The following is a 12,674-nucleotide window of genomic DNA, read 5'->3' on the forward strand; positions in this document are numbered from 1 at the left end:
GCATGCAGGCTCAGATGCCCCAATAGTAAGGCACGCGCCAATAGTCGTGCAGCTCACGTTCCCGTTGGCGATCGGACCACTCGTAGTCCTCGTTTTCGCGATAGAAATCAGGCGATCCGCGCAACTGATCTTCGGTGATGTCGCTGCGATAGCCGCCCAGGCCCGTGTCGTAGGTCAGCTTGTTCCAGGGAATGGTATACTCGTCTTCGCCCATCCCGAGAAAACCGCCGAACGACATGACCGCATAGGCAACCTTCCCGCTCATCTTCTCGATCATGAGACGTTTGATGGAACCAAGACTTTCGCCCTTCTGGTCATAGACCGTCGTGCCTTCGACGCGGTCGCTCTCGATCAGGGGCTTGCCAGTCATGACGCCCGGTGTGTCAGTCGATGCCATCGTCTCCTCCTGCATTCCGCTTTCATGGGGACGAAGACAGCCTGTGCCCGTCCTTGGGATCCGGCACGGCCGCGCTTCATCTGGCGGACCAACGCCCCTGCCTCGAACCCGTTCCGAGCCGACTCGGGAGGTGTTCCTAAAGGGGCTGCGAGGGCTTGGTGCGATCCTTCAAAGACGGCATGTCGGCGCCCGGAAGAAACCGGGTGGCGAGCCACATGACGGTAACGATCAACAGGGCAAAGATCAGACCTGCAACAGCGATCTGGTACATTCCCGCGCCGGCCGCCATGCCGATGGAACTTGTCATCCAGAGACTGGCTGCCGTCGTGACGCCGTAGACGCTCCCGCGCGCCACGAAGATGACGCCCGCGCATAGAAATCCGATGGCCTGGGCCAGCCCTTGGATGGCGCGGGTCGGATCCATGTCCACCTCGGCGTTTGTCGAGAGTTCCTCGAAGAGTTCCAGGGCGATCAGCATCGTCATGGCGGAGCTGAGGGCGACGAGCATATGGGTGCGAACGCCCGCCGAGATCCCTCGCACCTCCCGGTCGAGCCCGAGCAGGAGTCCGAACGCCGATGCGATACCGAAGCGCAACAGCAATTCTTCGAAGGGGATGACGGATGTGCCGAGCCAGTTGCCCATGCCGGTTCCTCCTCAGTGGCGAAAAGCCCGTTTATGCAGAACAAACCGGCCCTCCGGCACTCTGTTCCAGGCTAACCACATCCTAAAGTCCGAAAGGATAGGTTTCAGGCAATTCTCCCGGCCGATGCTCTGGCCCGAGAGGTGTGACGGCCCTGGTCTCGTCGAACCAGACAAAGGCGTCGAATTGCCGTGACAGCGAGGCGTCGGCATAATGGCTCATAAGCTCGGTCTCGGGCCTGTAGATGACCCCGATGAAACGTTCGAGGCGCATCTCGGCGAGAGCAAGCCTAACAGCATCGTGGCGGCTGAAATCGAGCAGGAAGCGTGGGATTCCCGTATCGTGGCAAAGGCGCTCGTAACTGTCCCGACGGGATGGACGCACGTCCTTGACCTCCATCTCACCCTCCCAATCCGAAGCCGCCGCCACGGTGCCCGAATGAGTGCCGAAGCCTATGAGGGCCGCGTCCTGCCCAAAGTGCTCGCGACAGAGTTGTCCGATACTCAACTCGTCCCGGAGTATGCCCATTTCCGTGTAACGCGCGTCACCGACATGGGAATTGTGCGCCCAAACAACCGCCTTGGATTCCGATCCGCGTGCCGCCAGGACTTGGCATAGGGTTTCGAACATATGCGTGTCGCGCAGGTTCCAGGATTCCGCGCCGCCATAATACATGACGCGGTAGTAACGCTCGGCGGAAGCCACGAGCCGGGCGTTCTGCGCTGCGTCGAGGCAGCTGTCGCCGTCCTCCTGCGCGTAAGCCAGCTCGTTGGAGAGGAGCTCCCGGCATTGCTGGATCACCGGCTGCTCGCACTTTCCGTATCCTGCCGACAGCGCGGCCCGCCCGTAGTCCGACGGCTCCCGCTGCCAGGGCGTGAGGCAACCGTAGCGATGCCTCGCCACGTCCGCCGCTGCCGGATCCACATCGTCCAGATAAGCCAGAACGGCCGCGATGGACGCGCCCATGTTGTAGATATCGAGGCCGTAGAAGCCGGCGCGCTGCTCGGGAGCAAGTTGACCGTTGTGATCTCTCAGCCAACCCACGAAGGAATCCACATCCGTGTTACGCCACATCCATGTAGGAAAGCGCCTGAAAGCAGGCCCCGCTCGCCCCCGGGCTTGGCGGTGGCGCACGAACCGGTCGATCACCGCCGCGTCGGGCCAGTCGGCTTCGACCGCTACGATATTGAATCCGTGATGATTGACGAGGTGCCGGGTAATCGCCGCGCGGGCGCGGTAGAACTCCGACGTGCCATGACTCGCCTCGCCCAGAAGCACCACCTTCCTGCCGGCAAATCTGTCGAACAGACGGCCGAAGCTTGGATCGTCGAGATCCGGAAGAGGCTCAGCCACCCCCGCGATCATCTCCGGCAGCGAAAGGCCGCGGGCGGGGCTGGGCCCATCTCTCAAAGCGGCGCGCCTCCCATCTTCCGTCCATCCCTGCTCGCCGATGAGAGGCACGAACATCACGGACCCGAGACTCTCCTCGTCGAAATCCGTGTGCCCTGCCCTCGTGACCTTGAGCAGAGTCTGCCGGCCTTCTTCCAGGCCGACCGGAATCACGAGCCTTCCGCCGATCGCCAGCTGCTGCTTTAGGGATTGCGGAACGTCTGGCCCGCCGGCGGAGACCAGAATGGCGTCGAACGGAGCCTCGTCGGGCCAGCCGCGCGTGCCATCGCCCACATGAACGAGGACATTGGCGTAGCCCAGGCGCGAGAACCGCTCCCGGGCGGATCCGGCCAGGGAGCCGTGACGCTCCACGGCATGGACCTGACCCGCAATCCGGCTGATGACGGCCGCTGCATAACCCGAGCCCGCTCCCACTTCCAGAACCCGGTCGCCGGGACGGATCTCGGCGGCTTCGATCATAAGGGCGACAATGTAGGGCTGGGAGATGGTCTGTCCCTCGCCGATCGGGAGTGGCCCGTCCTCATAGGCTGCATCCTCGAAACCGGCTCCGACGAAGGCTTCCCTGGGAACCTCGCGCATGGCATCGAGCACGCGCCGATCCCGGATGCCGCGGCGGGCAATCTGGGTGTCCACCATTCCGTTCCGTCTGCGAGTGAGGTCCCTCATGGCCGAGCGCTCCTGAGACCGCGAAGCGACGGGTCCCCCGGCCGTCGCGCTCCGGACGACAAGGGAACAATCGACGCTGGACATCGTGGTTCCGTGGCAAGCCTGGAAGGTTGGTCAGGACACCTTGGGAACCGCCATGCCGCGCTGCACCGCCGGCCGGTCGCCCACCGCCTTGAGCCAACGCTCCATGGACGGCTTGGAGGCCAAGCTTTCCGCCAGCACATCCTTCAGGAAGGTTTTGGCGGCAATGGTCCATGGATAGGTCGCCATGTCGGCGATGCCGTAATCTTCTCCGGCAAGGAAGGGTGCCTCCGAGAGGCGTCGCTCCAGGACCCCGAGCAACCGGGCCGCTTCATCCGTGAAGCGGCCGATCGCCAGCGGCGCTTTCTCTTCGGAGCGCTTCGCGAAGAAGCCGAGCTGTCCCAGCATGGGGCCCTGGCCGCCGACCTGCCAGAAAAGCCATTCGAGAGCCTTGTAACGGGCCGGTCCCGAGGGCGCCAGGAAGCGCCCGCTCTTGTCGGCCAGATAGACCAGGATGGCGCCGCTTTCAAAGACGGAGAGAGGCCCGCCATCCGCCTCGTCGTCGACAAGAGCCGGGATCTTGTTGTTCGGGGACACTCTGAGGAATTCGGGCGAGAACTGCTCGTCCCGGCCGATATCGACCGGCTTGACCTCATAGGGCCAGCCCAGCTCTTCCAGCATGATCGGGACCTTGCGGCCGTTGGGCGTGGTCCAGGTGTAAAGAGTGATCATCGGCTCCTCCCGTCGCTCCGAGCCTGGGGCGCTCCAAGGCGGTGAAACTAGGGCTCGCCGAATCGAAGGCGACGGGGTGGCTCGAACGCTACTCGTTCGTTCTGTAATAGGGTTCGACGGCACCCTTGAGCTTGACCGTCATCTGGTTTCCAAATCGGTCCTTGGCAGTGCCGGCCGCCAGACGCACCCAGCCCTCGCTGACGCAATATTCCTCGACATTGGTCTTTTCGGCCCCCTTGAACCGGACACCGACCCCGCGCTCGAGAGCTTTGGCGTCGTAGTGGGGGCTGTCGGGGTTGACGGACAGGCGATCGGGAGGGGTATCGGTCATGGGTCGGGCCTTCAGCTGTGTCATTCACGGGCCGGGATACCCCATCGGCCCCATCCTTTCACGCATTTTCAGCGGTCTGGGACGGTGTGAGCCAAAAAGCGGTGGCCAGGGAGCGCGTTGGGCTGCCATAAGGCCCATCGGCAGCGATTGCCCTGGAGGCGGCGGAATGGTGAAACGGATCGGATCGACGGCCTGGCGCGTGCAGGTATCAGGCGACGGTGAGATCTTCTCCCTTGGCGTGCGCGCCGATACCGGTCGCGAATACGATGTCCTGCTCGGAACGGTGGATTCCTCTCCCATCATCACCGACCTCTTGAGCGAGATCGCGCGGGTCCATCGGGACAAGCCACCTCGGACGTTCAAGGAAGGCGCCGGCCCGCTGCATCCCCGGAGCGTTCCCCTGAAGCCGCTGAGCACCCGCATCGACACGACCGGCGAGACACCCTTGCTGATCCTGGATTTCGGCGGCGCCGTGCTGAAGGTCGCCATCGACCCCGCCGAGTTGCAGCAAGCCTTGGAATCCTCTCGGAAAGCCTGACCCTAGGGGACGCGGAAGACCTCGGGAAAGGTCCGAGGGCCGCCTGTTGGACCGGGTCAGACGACGAAGAAGTCCTTGTGGGTCATCTTCAGTTTCTTGGACAGGGTCGCGATCTGGACCTGCGCCGCTCCGCCAGCGCCGTCGGCATCATAGTAGAGAACACCCTTTTTCTTGTTGTAGATGATCCGATCATCGGCGTCGTGGGCCTTTGAGCCGAGATGGAAGGCATCCTTCTTGAACTTGGCGGGCTTGAGGGCTGTGCCCTTCTTGCCCAGGGCCTTGAAGATCGCATTCTCGAGATGAATCGAGTCGTCCTTCACGTTGAAGTCCGTGATCGTGTCGACGTTGGCGTTCTTCTTCTTGGCGACAGTCGTGTCGAGGACGAACACATCCCGCCCGGCGCCTCCAGCGAGGCGATCCCTTCCAAGCCCACCGTAGATCTTGTCGGAGCCCTCTCCGCCGGAGATCGTGTTGTCGGCGGAGTTGCCGGACGGAACCAAAGGTCCGGTGCCCATGCCCTTCAGATGGTTCAGGTACGCGTCCAGCCTGAAGCTGACCGAGGTCAGAACCGTGTTGACCCCACCCGTATCGACGATCCGGTCGCCGGCATTGTCGATGACGTAGGTGTCGTTGCCGTCACCGCCGACGAGCCTGTCGGCCCCTGCCCCGCCGTCCAGGGTGTCGTTCCCGCCGGTACCCGTGATCACGTTGTTGAAGGCGTTGCCCGCCAGGCCCAGGCTGGAGGCGCCCGCTACCGCCGTGAGGTTCTCGACATCCGTTCCCAGGGTGTAGGAGAAGGACACCAAGGCCGTGTCGTTTCCGGCGCTGTCTATGATCTGGTCGGCGGCCTGATCGAGCACATAGGTATCGTCCCCGGCTCCGCCCCGCATCACATCGGCGCCGGCCCCGCCATCGATGACGTTGGCGGCGTCGTTGCCGATCAGCGTATTGGCCCCGCTGTTGCCCGTCAGGTTGATCGCGCCGGATCCCGAAGCGGTCAGGTTCTCCAGGAAGGCCCCGAGCGCGAAGCTGACCGACGTAACGACCGTGTCGACCCCACCGGACCCGGACGCTTCCACAACCTGGTCACCCGCATTGTCGACGATGTAAGTGTCGTCGCCGCCTTGTCCCTGCATGACGTCCGCGCCGGCACCTCCATCGATCGTATCGGCTCCCGCGTTGCCCCAGACACGGTTGGCCGAGGCGTTGCCAGTCAGCGCCGCTCCCGTCGCGGATGTCGCGACGAGGTTTTCGACATTGGCGCCGAGCGTATAGCTGCCCGAGGTGCGGACCGTATCGGTGCCGCCGCCTGCCGATTCATCGATCACGTCGGACGAATCCACGACATAGACGTCGTCGCCTGCGCCACCGCGAAGGACATCCGCCCCGAGACCGCCATCGATCGTGTCGTTCCCCTCTCCGCCTATGATGGTGTTGGCCGAGGCATTGCCTGTCAGCGCATAATCGCCCTCGCCCGTGACGCGCAGGATTTCCAGCCTATCCGCAAGCGTATAAGTCTCCGCCGTCGCATCGAAGGCCAGTTCGACCGTGTCTGCATCGTCGGTTCCGGCTTCGACGATCACATCTCCAGCCCGACGCAAGATGTAGGTGTCGTTGCCGCCGCCGCCACGAAGCTCGTCCGCAAGCCCGTCATTGCCGGCGCCGCCGTCCAGCGTGTCGCTGCCGCCCCCGCCCGTGATGGTATTGGCAAGGCGATTGCCCGTCAGGCGGAGACTTCCGGCCCCGTCCGCAGCCGTCAGGTTCTCGACATGGTCGCGGAGGATGTAGCTGACGGATGTGACAACCGTATCGATGCCGCCCGCATCGCCTCCGCTCTCGTTCGTTTCGATCACATCATCGCGGACATCGTCGACGATGTAGGTGTCGCTTCCCTGGCCGCCCTGCATCCGGTCGGCGCCGCCGCCGCCGTCCAGCGTGTTGTCGCCGAGATCCGCGATCAGGATATTGGCACGGCTGTTGCCTGTCAGCGTACGGACCTCGATCCCGGTTCCGGCCCAGAGCTGCTCGACATGCATCGCCTCGGTGAGCGTGAAGCTCATGCCGTTCCTGACCACGACGACCGTGTCGTTGCCCCCGCCGAGACCCTCTTCGACCACGTCGTTCTCTTCGTCGACCTCGTAGAAGTCGTCACCCAGGCCACCTGCCATGGTGTCCGCTCCCAGTCCGCCGGAGATCATGTTGTTCCCTTCATTGCCGATAATCCTGTTGGCGCCGGCGTTGCCGGTCAGCCGGACGGAGCCTGCCCCCGGGGCTGCCGTCAGGTTTTCCACGTTGTCCCTGCCCTCCAGGCTGTAAGAGACGGACACGATGGCGGTGTCCGTGCCCGCTCCGGAAGCCTCGATGATCGTCGAGCCATTCCTTCTGATCACATAGGTGTCGTCGCCCAGGCCGCCTTCCAGACGATCCGTTCCGCCGCGTCCGTCGATCACGTCGTTGCCGCTACCGCCGATGATGGTGTTGTCGAACGACGAGCCCGTCAGGCTCAAGCCATCCGTGGTCCCGTCAGCGGCCCGGAGCACCTCAATGGAGGCATCGTCATCCAGGGCAAAGCTGCCTGCAACCACCGCCGTGTCTGTGCCTTCACCGCTCTTCTCCACCACCTTGTCTCCGCTGGCGAGATGATAGGTGTCGTCGCCGACGCCGCCCTGGAGAACATCCCCGCCCCCACCGCCGATCAGGGTGTTGTTCCCGGCATCGGCGATCAGGATATTGGCATGGCTGTTCCCTGTCAGAACCTGGACGGCCACTCCGCTCTTGGCGCGAAGCTCCTCCACGAGCATGGAATCCGTCAGGGTATAGCTGATCGCTTCCGTGAGAATGACGGTATCGAACTCACCTGCCGTTGCCTCTTCGACGATGTCCGCTTCGTCGTCGACATAGAAGATGTCGTCGCCAGCGCCGCCCTGCATCGTATCTGCGCCGCCCCCGCCCCTCAGGATGTTCGCGCCCGCATTGCCGATCAAGGTGTCGCCGGCATCGCTGCCGGTCAGCGCGATATCGGCGAGCCCTTCCACGGCCTGCAGGATTTCCACGTGGGCCGCGATGGTGTTGTCCACGCTCGTGACCATACGGTCCGCGCTGCCGGACAGAGCGCCATCGGCCTCGATCACGAGATCCGTCACGCGGCGGACGATGTAAATGTCATTTCCGTCGCCGCCCTCAAGGCGGTCGGCGCTGTCCTTCGCGGTTCCGCCCCCCGTCAGGACATCGTCCCCGCCAGCACCGATGATGGTGTTGGCAAGATTGTTGCCCTCCAGCGTGACGCCGTTGGTCGAGGCGTCGGCCTCGACAATTTCGATGGATTCGTCGTGCTTCAGCGAGAAGTTCGCATAGACGATCGCCTTGTCGTTGCCCTCGCCGCTTTCCTCGATCACCACATCGTTCGCGTTTCGAATGTGGTAGATGTCGTCTCCGAGGCCGCCGCGCATGACGTCCGGCGCTCCGGAAGCGCCGCCGTCCAGGACATTGCGACCGCTGTTGCCGATCAGTTCGTTGGCGAAACGATTGCCGGTGAGGCCCACGTCATCGCCGCCGGTGGCGCGCATCACCTCGATCTCGGCGTCCACCGAGAGCGCGTAGCTGAAGGCCGTCTCCACTGTGTCGCGCCCGGCACCTTCACGTTCCACGATCGTGGCGGCGGGATCGGCCAGCCGATAGGTGTCGTTGCCGCCGCGGCCCTCGAGTCGGTCCGCACCGCCGGCACCCACAAGCGTATCGTTGCCGTCCGCTCCGATGAGGCTCTCGGCGGCGCCGCTGCCTGTCAGCGTGACGCTGCCCGCAAGGTCGCTTGCCTGCAACACCTCGACATTGGCCGCTATCGTCAGGCTCACATCGGTCAGGATGACGTCGTGGCCCGTGCCCTCTTCCCGAACGATGTCCGTCGTACGGTGCACGCGATACGTGTCGTCGCCGTCTCGGCCCTCCAGGACATCCGACTCATCGCCTGACATCCCGCCGTCGAGGCTATCGTCGCCATTCCCACCCACGATCGTGTTGGCGAGTTCGTTGCCCACGAGGCTGACCGACCCGGCTCCCGCGCCGGCTTCGAGGATTTCGAGGGATGCGCCGGCTCCGAGGGTGTAATGGCCGTAGGCCACAACCGTATCCATTCCCTGGCCGGCCTCTTCCTCCACGGTGTCGTCGGCATGGCGGACATGGTAAGTGTCGTCGCCATCGTGTCCCCGCATCACATCGGCCGCGCCACCCATGCCGCCATCGAGCACGTTCGTGGCATCGTTTCCAATGAGGGTGTTGGCATAGGCGTTGCCGGTCAGGTGGACGGACGCCGAACCCGTAGCCTGGAGGATCTCGATCTCGGCATCCGCTCCGAGCGCGTAGCTGAACGATGTTCGGATTGTGTCGGTTCCGCCGCTCACCGCCTCGACAATGACCGCCAAGGCGTCGCTCAGCTCGTAGGTGTCGTCGCCACTCTTGCCCTCCAGCCGATCGGCGCCGCCGGCGCCGACCAGAACATCGTTTCCGCCCGCGCCGATCAGGGTGTTGGCCGCCGCATTGCCCGTAAGGGTGACATCCCCCGCCCCGGCACTGGCCTCCAGCGTCTCCACATTGGACGCGATGGTGAAGCTGACGGCGGTGACGATCCGGTCTGCATCGCCGGCGCCGGTCTCTGACACTACATCCGTGGACCGATGAACGACATACACGTCGTTGCCGGATCCTCCCACGAGACTGTCCGCACTGTCGGCGGCCGCGCCGCCGCCATCGAGCGTGTCCGCTCCTGCGGAACCGATGATCGTGTTCGCCAGATTGTTGCCGGTGAGCGAGAGGCTTTCGACGAAGGCATTCGCCTGCAGGACCTCGACCGAAACGTCCTTGCCCAGCGTGAAACTTCCCAGTGCAGTTGCCGTGTCGCGCCCTTCGCCAGCCTTCTCGGCGATCTCATCCTCGCTGCGCACGATATAGGAGTCGTCGCCCTTCCCACCGATCAGGCGATCGCGCACGGCGTCGTTGCCGCCGTCGAGGGTGTTCTTTCCATCCAGGCCGGTGATGGTGTTGGCAAGGCCGTTTCCGACGAGGGTCAGATCGTCGTTGGTCGCCGCCTCGAGACCTTCGATCTCGTAACCTCCCGCCAGGGTAAAATGGGTGGAGGACCGGATCGTGTCGAAGCCTTCGCCCGCTTTTTCGGTAATGATATCTTCGGCGCTGTCGATGATGTAAACGTCGTCTCCGTCCCGACCGGAGAGCGTATCGGCGCCGAAGCTGCCGACGATCGTGTTGGCTCGTTCGTTGCCGTTGATGACCTCCGCCTGAAACGAGCCCGTTAACGTCAGACCGTCGACGCCCGCGTAGCCTTCGAGCGTTTCGATGCCCAGGCCGATGCTGGCGCTGACATGCGCATAGACGATGTCGCTTCCGCCCTCGAAATCGATGGCGACGGCGTTCTGCCGCCGGACATGGATCTCGTCGTCGCCCATGCCCGCGAAAATCTGGACCGCGATCGGGTTGCCGAAACCGTCCGTGGCACCGGCCGGTCCGGAATCGAGGGTGTCGTTGCCCGAACTGCCTTGGATCAGCGTCGTGTACTTGCTGCCGACCAGGTTGAATGCCGTTTTCGTCCCGCTCGGCATGGCCTTCAAGGTCTCGACATGGGAATCCGCGCCGAGAGCGAAGTCGACATAGGCCTCGACGGTATCGTTCCCAGTGGCGCCGACGGCCTCGATGACGATGTCGTTCGAGCTGCGGACCCGGAAGGTATCGCTACCGCCGCCGCCTTCGAGCGTGTCCGCGAGGCTATCGATACCGCCGTCGAGAAGATTGCCGCCACCTTCCCCGACGATGTGGTTCGCGAGTTCGTTCCCGATCGCGGCACTGTTTCCTCGCAGGGTGATCAACTCGATCTCGATGCCGGCGCCGAGGGCGAACGGACCGTATCCGCCGTCCACCACGACGACCTCGTCGTCGCCGTCCGAATCGGCAATGACCTGATGGCTTCCGCCCGCCACGAAATACGTATCGTCGCCAGCGCCTCCATTCATGGTCGCGCCGAACCTGAGCGTATCGGCTCCGACACCGCCGATCAGGCGCGAGGCGTTCGAGAGCGTGACGCCTTGGGTCTGGACGGGGTTGACCTCAAGGATCTCGATGTAACGGTTCGTCCCAAGCTTGGCGACATCGAAGTCGACAGTCGTGTAGAGCCGATCGAAGCCTTGGTCCTGGTATTCGACCACGACATCCTTGAGGCTGTAGATATAGTAGACGTCGTTGCCGGTGCCGCCCTCCAGCGTATTGCCGTTCGCACCGGCCTCGCCGCCATCGAGCGTGTCATTGCCCGCTCCGCCGACGAGGCTGTCGTCCCCGCCTTTGCCGTAGATCTCATCCTCGGAATCGTCGCCGACATGGACATCGTTGCCGTCCGTCCCCTCCCAGAGCACTCGCACACCGACCGCCATGGGTGCGACGCCCTGCTGCTGCATCGGCGCTTTCGTTTCCATGGATTGAGCGGCCGCCTCCCGCTCCAAGCGCTCCAGCCCGGACGAAACGCCGTCGATCCAATCGCTCTGCGAGGGGATGATCAGCAGGTCCGGAGAGCGGGCCTCGTCCGATTTGCCGTCGACCTGACCGTTGCGATCCATTGCCATGTGAGCCCCCGCCAGCTTTGACCAAACGGCATATGCGCCGTCGCCAGTATATAACGTTATCACATACGATTAGCTGGGCTTGGTGGAACTGCAAGCGGTTTGGCAGCGAGTCGTGACAGGAGGGCTTGGCCTTTTGCGTCATCGCAAGGTTCCAAGACGATAAACTTCAATGTTTGAAGTGATTTATGGGGTTAGAGCGATCAGTTCAGGCGTAAACTCTTGCACTCGCGCAAGACTGACGGAGCAATCGGGCCGTGGGGCGGCGACTTTCGGGGCCTAGTTACCGCAAGGTTCACGCCCTCTTCTCACTGAATTGCAAGCGCCTTATCTATACAATCTTGAGTTTAGTCTTTCGCTTGGATCTGTCGTTAGACCCCGCTCGCATGTTTCTCGCATGGTGGACCATTGGGATCGTCCCCTCCGCCAGCCTCGACAGGCCCAGCGCGGAATAAGCCTCAGTCCTCGGCCTTGGGGGTCTGTGGCGCCCCTCCGAATCCCGTAGCCTTGAGGCGGCGGAGCGACTGGATCCTGCGCCGCTCGTAGTGCTTGGCCATGCGCAGGTGCCTCGAAATGGCGTAGTTCATCGCGGTCAGGAAGCCGTAAGTGCCCCGTAGGGCATGGCGCCGCCCCACATACGCCTTGAGAAAGGCGGCGGGCAGCTCGACGAAGACTCGCCAGGTGGGGATGGAGATTCCCCGCTTCTCCAGGTCGATGGCCTGCTGATCCGAGTAGCGATTGAGCTTATCGATCTGATCGCCGAGGGAGCGCACGGACCAATGGTGAACCACGTTCCTGAGCGTCCCGACGGTCGTTCCGGGGGTGAGGTCGACCCGGTCGTGAACCAAGGACGGCGAGTATCGGCCGGCATCCCGGCGGTACAGACGCACGGGCCAAAGCGTATAGGCCATGGGGTGAGGGGCACTTTCGCCGGGAAAGATCTCTGCAATGCCGATCCGATAGGCTTGGCGTGGCGGCTCTCCTCCCGCGAAGAGCGCTTCGATCTCGGCCGCAAGCGCGGACGGCACGACTTCATCGGCATCCAGGTTGAGCAGCCAAGGGTGCCGGCACTGCTCCTCGGCGAAGCGCTTCTGAGGGCCGTAGCCGGACCAGGGGTTGAAGATCACCCGGGCGCCCAGGGCTTCCGACACCTCTTGGGTGCCGTCCGTCGAGCCGGAATCGACCACCACGAGATCGTCGGTCAGGGACCGGATCGCCTGAATGGTATCGGCGATGCGATCTGCCTCGTTCTTGGCGATGATGAAAACGGAGATCGGAAGCATTGTTCGGGACCAGGGGCGCCGCCTGCCTAAACGGGGCG

Annotated in this window: 8 protein-coding genes; 1 reads left to right on the forward strand and 7 read right to left on the reverse strand. The window is 63.6% G+C overall.

Annotated features, from left to right (window positions below):
- Window positions 1-10 precede the first annotated feature (10 nt).
- The 5 genes from ILT42_RS10570 to ILT42_RS10590 form a co-directional block, all read right to left on the reverse strand.
- Window positions 11-397, reverse strand: a complete 387-nt coding sequence (locus ILT42_RS10570; RefSeq protein ID WP_204215557.1) for a PRC-barrel domain-containing protein — start codon at window positions 395-397, stop codon at window positions 11-13.
- Window positions 398-533: 136 nt separating this feature from the next.
- A complete protein-coding gene (locus tag ILT42_RS10575) occupies window positions 534-1,040 on the reverse strand; it encodes an MgtC/SapB family protein (RefSeq protein WP_204215558.1) in 507 nt (168 codons plus the stop codon).
- 82 nt (window positions 1,041-1,122) lie between these two features.
- Entirely contained in the window at window positions 1,123-3,114 is a 1,992-nt protein-coding gene (locus tag ILT42_RS10580; RefSeq protein ID WP_204215559.1) for a protein-L-isoaspartate(D-aspartate) O-methyltransferase, read from the reverse strand.
- 114 nt (window positions 3,115-3,228) lie between these two features.
- On the reverse strand, window positions 3,229-3,867 hold the full coding sequence (locus ILT42_RS10585) for a glutathione S-transferase N-terminal domain-containing protein (RefSeq protein WP_204215560.1): 639 nt from the start codon (window positions 3,865-3,867) through the stop codon (window positions 3,229-3,231).
- 88 nt (window positions 3,868-3,955) lie between these two features.
- Window positions 3,956-4,198 (reverse strand): DUF3297 family protein, encoded by a 243-nt coding sequence (locus ILT42_RS10590; protein ID WP_204215561.1) that lies wholly within the window; start codon window positions 4,196-4,198, stop codon window positions 3,956-3,958.
- A 166-nt stretch (window positions 4,199-4,364) separates the two neighbouring features.
- Here ILT42_RS10590 and ILT42_RS10595 point away from each other — a divergent pair, with 166 nt between their 5' ends.
- Window positions 4,365-4,736 (forward strand): hypothetical protein, encoded by a 372-nt coding sequence (locus tag ILT42_RS10595; protein WP_204215562.1) that lies wholly within the window; start codon window positions 4,365-4,367, stop codon window positions 4,734-4,736.
- Between the two features lie 56 nt (window positions 4,737-4,792).
- Here ILT42_RS10595 and ILT42_RS23075 read toward each other — a convergent pair whose 3' ends face one another.
- Both ILT42_RS23075 and ILT42_RS10605 read right to left on the reverse strand, forming a co-directional pair.
- Complete coding sequence (locus ILT42_RS23075) at window positions 4,793-11,356, reverse strand: hypothetical protein (protein WP_204215563.1); 6,564 nt, start codon at window positions 11,354-11,356, stop codon at window positions 4,793-4,795.
- 455 nt (window positions 11,357-11,811) lie between these two features.
- Window positions 11,812-12,636, reverse strand: a complete 825-nt coding sequence (locus ILT42_RS10605; protein ID WP_204215564.1) for a glycosyltransferase family 2 protein — start codon at window positions 12,634-12,636, stop codon at window positions 11,812-11,814.
- Between the last annotated feature and the right edge of the window lie 38 nt (window positions 12,637-12,674).

This window comes from Microvirga pudoricolor, assembly GCF_016892705.1.
GTDB lineage: Bacteria > Pseudomonadota > Alphaproteobacteria > Rhizobiales > Beijerinckiaceae > Microvirga > Microvirga pudoricolor.

Coding starts and splice junctions, on each gene's coding strand:
- ILT42_RS10570 (WP_204215557.1), bottom strand. CDS start 397: ATGGCATCGACTGACACACCGGGCGTCATGACTGGCAAGCCCCTGATC.
- ILT42_RS10575 (WP_204215558.1), bottom strand. CDS start 1,040: ATGGGCAACTGGCTCGGCACATCCGTCATCCCCTTCGAAGAATTGCTG.
- ILT42_RS10580 (WP_204215559.1), bottom strand. CDS start 3,114: ATGAGGGACCTCACTCGCAGACGGAACGGAATGGTGGACACCCAGATT.
- ILT42_RS10585 (WP_204215560.1), bottom strand. CDS start 3,867: ATGATCACTCTTTACACCTGGACCACGCCCAACGGCCGCAAGGTCCCG.
- ILT42_RS10590 (WP_204215561.1), bottom strand. CDS start 4,198: ATGACCGATACCCCTCCCGATCGCCTGTCCGTCAACCCCGACAGCCCC.
- ILT42_RS10595 (WP_204215562.1), top strand. CDS start 4,365: ATGGTGAAACGGATCGGATCGACGGCCTGGCGCGTGCAGGTATCAGGC.
- ILT42_RS23075 (WP_204215563.1), bottom strand. CDS start 11,356: ATGGCAATGGATCGCAACGGTCAGGTCGACGGCAAATCGGACGAGGCC.
- ILT42_RS10605 (WP_204215564.1), bottom strand. CDS start 12,636: ATGCTTCCGATCTCCGTTTTCATCATCGCCAAGAACGAGGCAGATCGC.